Source organism: Massilia sp. CT11-108 (assembly GCF_047302915.1).
Classification (GTDB): domain Bacteria; phylum Pseudomonadota; class Gammaproteobacteria; order Burkholderiales; family Burkholderiaceae_D; genus Telluria; species Telluria orientalis.
On the sequence record NZ_JBKYMO010000348.1, the window covers coordinates 1 to 6,152 of the forward strand.

Sequence of the window (6,152 nt, forward strand, 5' to 3'; positions counted from 1 at the left end):
CTGCGGCGGTCGCCCGGGCGCTCGCTGCGCTCGACGCCGCGCGACGGGGAGAAGCCCGTCAGTTCGCCGCGCGTGATGGTCTGCTTGATCAGCTTCTCGATGTCGACCAGCAGGCGCTCGTCCTTGTCCGAATACACGGACAGCGCATCGCCCGTGGCGCCGGCGCGGCCCGTGCGGCCGATGCGGTGCACGTAATCTTCCGCGTTGTACGGGAGGTCGTAGTTGATCACGCACGGCAGGTCGGTGATGTCGAGGCCGCGCGCCGCGACGTCGGTCGCGACGAGCACGTCGATGTCGCCGTTCTTGAACGCGTCCAGCGCGGCGATGCGCTCCTGCTGCGTCTTGTCGCCGTGGATGGCGGAGGCCTTGATGCCGGCCTGCTCGAGGTAGCGTGCCAGGCGCGACGCACCGATCTTGGTGTTCGAGAACACGAGAACCTGCTTCAGGTCGCGCGCGCGGATCAGGTGCTCGACGACGTTGCGCTTCTGCTCTTCGTCGACCTTGTACAGCACCTGCGTGATCGAGGTGTTGGTGGCGTTGCTGCGCGCGACTTCGATCGTCAGCGGGTCGGTCAGGAAGCTGGACGCCAGCTTCTTGATCTCCGGCGAGAACGTGGCCGAGAACATCAGGTTCTGGCGCTTCTTCGGCAGCAGGTTGATGATGCGCTGCAGGTCGGGCAGGAAGCCCATGTCGAGCATGCGGTCGGCTTCGTCCATCACGAGCATCTGGACCTGGGCCAGGCTGATGTTCTTCTGCTCCACGTGGTCGAGCAGGCGGCCCGGCGTGGCGATGACGATCTCGACGCCGCGGCGCAGGATCTCGGTCTGCGGCTTCATGTCCATGCCGCCGAAGACGACGGTGGAGCGCAGCGGCGTGTGCTGGGCATAGGCCTTGACGTTCTCGGCAACCTGGATCGCCAGTTCGCGCGTCGGCGTCAGCACGAGGGCGCGCACGGCATGGCGCGCGGGCGACATGCTCGTGTTGGCATGCGGCAGCAGCAACTGGATGATCGGCAGCGAGAAGCTCGCCGTCTTGCCGGTGCCGGTCTGGGCCGCGCCCATGACGTCGCGGCCCTGCAGGACGATGGGGATCGCCTGGGCCTGGATCGGGGTCGGATGGACATAGCCCTGGTCCGACAGCGCACGCTGGATCTCAGGCGCGAGGCCGAAATCGGCGAAGCGCACGGTCGGCGCGCCGCCAGCTTCAATAGTGGTCGGTGTTTCAGACATGTTTTCTTTCGGGCAATGAATCGTTGCGTTCTACGGCCGGGCTGCTGCCCAGGCTGGGCCAACGCGGGTAAACCGGGGTGACGGGACGCGCCTCGCGCGGGCTTGGCCGGGAGCGGCGGCTTAGGCTGACGTAGAGAATCTAAATCGCGCTCAAGGTTACCTCAAATCCTACCCCCTGTATATGAAATCCGTGTTTTTACCTACCTTTACGCGCCTTTACAGCTTTAAATCGCTTGCCGGACCGATAATTCTTTGAATAAATAGTTCATTAAATAAAGGATTCCAACATGGTAGCGAGCATCAGCGGTGGCCTGTCGACGTGGGCCGATTCCGTCTTTTCCAAACTCGATACGAAGAACCAGGGCTATATCGAGAAGACCGACCTGCAGAGCGCGCTCTCGGCGACGGACGATGGCGGCGGCATGCAGTCGGGCGACATCGACGACGCCTTCAGCGCCCTCGACGGCGATGGCGACGGCAAGGTCACCAAGAGCGAGCTCACGGATGCGATGACCAAGTTGTCCGACCAGCTCAACGCCCAGTTCGACGCGTCGCGCGTGAACGGCGGCGGCATCCGGCCGGACGGTCCCCCGCCCGGTCCGCCGCCGGGCGGTGCGGGCGGCGCGGGCGGTGCGGCCCATGCGCTGCAGTTGCTGAAAGCGTATCCGGACGACGGCGACACGTCCTCGACCAGTAGCGCCGTCAGCGTCGAAGCGTAGATTACGACGTGATCAAGCCGTGCTCGTCGAGCACGTCATGCAGCAGCTCCAGCCGGATCATCGGATTGTCCAGCATGAGCATGCTCTGCTTCTGGTGATTGGGCAGCGGCAGCAGCTCGCACCAGCGGTTGGCCACCCAGCCGCAATCGTCCAGGCGGAACGGCGGCTGCACGGGCCAGCGGCTCTGCGGCACGTCGTGCAGTGACGCCAGCACGCGGTCGAGCGCATCGGCCGCGCCTTTCAGGTCGGACGGGATGCGCACGATGTGATCGTCTTCCAGCAATTCCGCCTCGGCCATCCACAGGCCGTTCGTGCGGCGTTCGCTTTCCAGGACATTGAAACGCGCGCCGCCGCGGCACACCACCTGCAGCAGCCCCGGCGTGGAGGCCGTCGTGTCCTGCACGGAGGCCAGCGTGCCTGCGGACGCGAACTTTTCCTGGCCCTGCGGGGTACGCACTTCCTGGCCATGCGTCAGCAGCACGACGCCGAACGGCTCGTCTTCCGTCAGGCAATGGCTGATCATGTCGAGGTAGCGTACCTCAAAGATCTGTAGCGGCAGCACGCCATCCGGAAACAGGACCGTACTGAGCGGGAACAGGGGTAACGTGATCGTGGCCATGCGCGCATCATGACAGATTCGCCGCGCGGGACGGAGCACGATTGCATGTCCCGTCAGTCGTCCGGCGCGACGATCGGCAGGGTGCGTACGGCCTCGGCCAGGGCGCGCAGGCGCCACCCGAGGCGCGCCCAGCCGGGATCGGGATGATCGCCCACGCGCACCGTAACGGCATGGCCGGGCGCCGCGTCGCAGGCGTACACGTAGTCGCCGGCCTGCTCGAACGGCAGGCGGAACGCGTGGCCCGGCAGCACGAGCACCTGCCCGAACACGTGCGGCGCGATGTCGCGGTTGTGCAGCAGCAGGACGTCGCGCACGCCCAGCGTCAGCTGCACCTCGGCCGGCACCAGGCCGGCATCCTCCCCGCGCAGGATGGCCGCGCCGCGCGGGAACACGAACGTGTGCTCGCGCGTCGGGTAGCGCACGGGCGCGAGCGCGGCCCACAGCAGGACGGCGACGAGGGCCAGCGCGGCACCCCGGCGCACGCGCTGCAGCAGGCTCATCGTGGAGAAGTGGAAAGGCATCGGCATGGCGTAAAACGCTCATTGTAGCCGGACGGTACGCGCCCTGTTGTGCGCCGATTTCGTGGGCACCCGCGTATCCTGTCATGACGGCACGCTTGCCCTGCCGGCAATGGACCATTGCCACCTTTTCCCTTGTCGAGTACAGCGTACTGCATTCATGCCGCGTCCAGACCCATCGCCCGTTCCAGCCACCCGCCCGTCGCCGCGCAGCCCGGTCCACCTTCCCCTGCTCCTGGCCGCGCTCGCGTTTCTCGCCGCGCTGATCGTGACCTATATGGTGGCCGGCAATGCGCAGCGGACCGCGGCGGCCGAACTGGCCGGCAATTTCAATTTCCGCGCACGCGACATGGCGGCCAGCATCGACCGGCGCATGGACGTCTACGAGGAAGTGCTGCTGGCCACGAGCGGCTTCCTGCGCGGCTCGGTCGAGATCGACCGCGGTGCATTCGCCGAGTACTACGACCTGCTACGCCTGAACGAACACTTCCCCGGCATCGAGGCGCTGGGCATCGCCGCGATCATCCCGCCCGGCCGGCTCGACGCGCACGTCGCCGCGATGCGTGCCGAAGGCTTTCGCGACTATGCGATCAAGCCGCCCGGGCCGCGGCCCGTGATCACGTCGATCACGCGCATCGAGCCGTTCTCGGGACGCAATCTGCGCGCCTTCGGCTACGACATGTTCAGCGAGCCGGTGCGGCGCGCGGCGATGGAGCAGGCGCGCGATACCGGCCATGCGGCCGCCACCGGCAAGGTCGTGCTGGTGCAGGAAGGCGGCAACGGCGGCCAGCCCGGCTTCCTGATGTACATGCCGGTGTACGAGGCCGGCCTCGTGCACGACTCGCTCGACGCCCGGCGCGCCGCCATCGTCGGCTGGGTGTACGCGCCGTTCCGGATGAACGACCTGATGCGCGGCCTGGGGGGCGAGCACGCGGACGATCTGCTCGTCGAGATCTACGATGGCCTGGCGCCCACCGCGGACGCCCTGCTCTACCGGTCGTCCGGTGCCGGCCCCGCCGGCCGCAAGCCGCTGCTGAGCTACCAGACGACGGTCGACAGCGCCGGCCGCACATGGACCGTCGCCATCCACTCGATGCCCCGTTTCGAGGCGTCGCTGGAGCGCCGCACGACCGTCGCGATCGCGCTGACGGGCGTCGGCCTGGGCATGCTGCTGGCGCTCGTCGTCTGGCTGCTGGCCTCCGAACGCCGCCGCGCGCTGCAGCTGGCACAGGGGATGACGGTGGAACTGCGCGCCTCGCGCGACCGCATCGACGCCGAACGCGAGCGCGTGCGCCTGATCCTGCAGACGGCGTACGACGCCTTCATCGCCATCGCACCCGACGGCCGCATCACGGACTGGAACCTGCAGGCCTGCAAACTGTTCGGCTGGCGCGAGGACGAAGCGGTGGGGCACGACGTGCTCGACCTCCTGGTCCCGGCGTCCGGGCGCGCGGCGTGGCGGGACTGCCTGGTGCGGTTCGCCCAGAGCGGCACCTGCGCGATGCTGACGGGCCCGACGGAAACGACGGCGCTGACGCGCGACGGCCACGCGATCCCGGTGGAGGTTGCGATGACGCCGCTGGCGACGAAGCACGGCTACGGCATCACGGCGTTCGTGCGCGACATCCGCCCGCGCAAGGAAACAGCGGAACGCGAGCGGCAGCGCCAGCAAGGCCTGGAGGAAGCGCGCGCCGCGCTGCTGCGCTCGCAGAAGCTGGAAGCCGTCGGCAAGCTGACCGGCGGCGTGGCGCACGACTTCAACAACATCCTGCACATCATCAGCGCCAACGTCCAGCTGATGCTGCGCAGCGACGACAACGGCCGCAAGCGCCTGCTGAACATCCTCGACGCCGTCGAACGGGGCAAGAAGCTGGCCGCCCAACTGCTCGCCTTCGCGCGGCGCCAGCCGCTGCACCCGAGCGTCGTCAACCTGGCCCAGCTCATTGAACGCATGGACGCGCTGCTGCACCGCGCCGTCGGCGACAGCGTCGCGATCCGCATGGACATCGCACCCGACCTGTGGAACGTCCTCGTCGATCCGAACCAGCTGGAAAACGTGCTGCTGAACCTCGTGATCAATGCGCGCGACGCGATGGAGGGCGGCGGCACCGTCACCATCACGCTGTCCAACATCACGGTCGATCCGGCCGACCAGCTGGCCTACCCCGGCATCCGTCCCGGCGAATTCGTCACGATCGCCGTCAGCGACACGGGCAGCGGCATGCCGCCCGACGTGATCGAGCGGGCGTTCGAGCCGTTCTTCACGACCAAGCCCGAGGGCAAGGGCACGGGCCTGGGCCTGTCGATGGCGCACGGCTTCGTCAAGCAGAGCGGCGGCCATATCCGGCTGGCGAGCCGCGAGGGAGACGGCACGACCGTGACCATCTACCTGCCGCGCGCGCTGCAGGACACGCCCGATCCCGCCTTCGTGCCCGTGCCGCACTGACGCACCGGGTATCTGGTATCACCACCGCAGGAGAAGTCTTGAGCAATACCGACCACCACCACGCCGACGCCCTCGACGCCGCACCGCGCGCCCCGGGTTTCGACAACTCGATCGCCTTTCTGGCGCAAGGCTACGAGTTCATGCCGCGCCGTTACGCCGCGCTGGACAGCGACATGTTCGCGACCCGCCTGATGCTGCGGCGCGTGCTGTGCGTGCGCGGCGAGGACGCGGGCCGCATGTTTTATCAACCCGGCCGCTTCACGCGCCGCCACGCGCTGCCGGCGACGACGATGGCCCTGCTGCAGGACTTCGGCAGCGTGATGGCGCTGGACGGCGAGGCGCACAAGAAGCGCAAGGCCATGCTGATGTCGTTGTTCAGCCCCCTGGAGCGGCAGCGCCTCGTCGGCCTGGCCGCGGCCGAATGGCGCACGCGCTTCGCGCAGTGGACGGGCAACGCGCAGGTCGTCGTGCACGAGGCCGCGCAGGAAGTGCTGTGCCGCGCCGTGTGCCACTGGGCCGGGATTCCGATCAGCGCGGACGACGCGCGGGAGCGCACGCGCGAATTCGCGCGGATGATCGCGGGCGCCGGGCGGTCTGTTTTAAACATCTCCGAGCCCACGA

At 68.0% G+C, this 6,152-nt stretch carries 5 protein-coding genes and 1 pseudogene; 3 read left to right on the forward strand and 3 right to left on the reverse strand.

What is annotated here, in order from left to right; all coding sequences use genetic code 11:
* Positions 1 to 1,229, reverse strand: a 1,229-nt coding sequence (locus tag ACEN88_RS22405; protein WP_413343158.1) for a DEAD/DEAH box helicase, incomplete at its 3' end; no start/stop codon positions are given.
* A 287-nt stretch (positions 1,230 to 1,516) separates the two neighbouring features.
* On the opposite strand from ACEN88_RS22405, the gene ACEN88_RS22410 reads away from it, so the two are divergent.
* Positions 1,517 to 1,948, forward strand: coding sequence for an EF-hand domain-containing protein (locus ACEN88_RS22410; protein WP_413343160.1), 432 nt, complete (start codon positions 1,517 to 1,519; stop codon positions 1,946 to 1,948).
* 1 nt (position 1,949) lies between these two features.
* Here ACEN88_RS22410 and ACEN88_RS22415 read toward each other — a convergent pair whose 3' ends face one another.
* The gene (locus ACEN88_RS22415) at positions 1,950 to 2,567 is read right to left on the reverse strand and encodes an LON peptidase substrate-binding domain-containing protein (RefSeq protein WP_413343162.1); all 618 of its coding nucleotides are present in this window, start codon (positions 2,565 to 2,567) and stop codon (positions 1,950 to 1,952) included.
* Between the two features lie 53 nt (positions 2,568 to 2,620).
* A complete protein-coding gene (locus ACEN88_RS22420; RefSeq protein WP_413343164.1) occupies positions 2,621 to 3,094 on the reverse strand; it encodes a hypothetical protein in 474 nt (157 codons plus the stop codon).
* 151 nt (positions 3,095 to 3,245) lie between these two features.
* Here ACEN88_RS22420 and ACEN88_RS22425 point away from each other — a divergent pair, with 151 nt between their 5' ends.
* Positions 3,246 to 5,531: a CHASE domain-containing protein gene (locus ACEN88_RS22425; protein WP_413343166.1), complete on the forward strand. Its 2,286-nt coding sequence runs from the start codon at positions 3,246 to 3,248 to the stop codon at positions 5,529 to 5,531.
* A gap of 38 nt (positions 5,532 to 5,569) precedes the next feature.
* Positions 5,570 to 6,152: pseudogene (locus tag ACEN88_RS22430) on the forward strand (hypothetical protein); the annotation flags it as partial.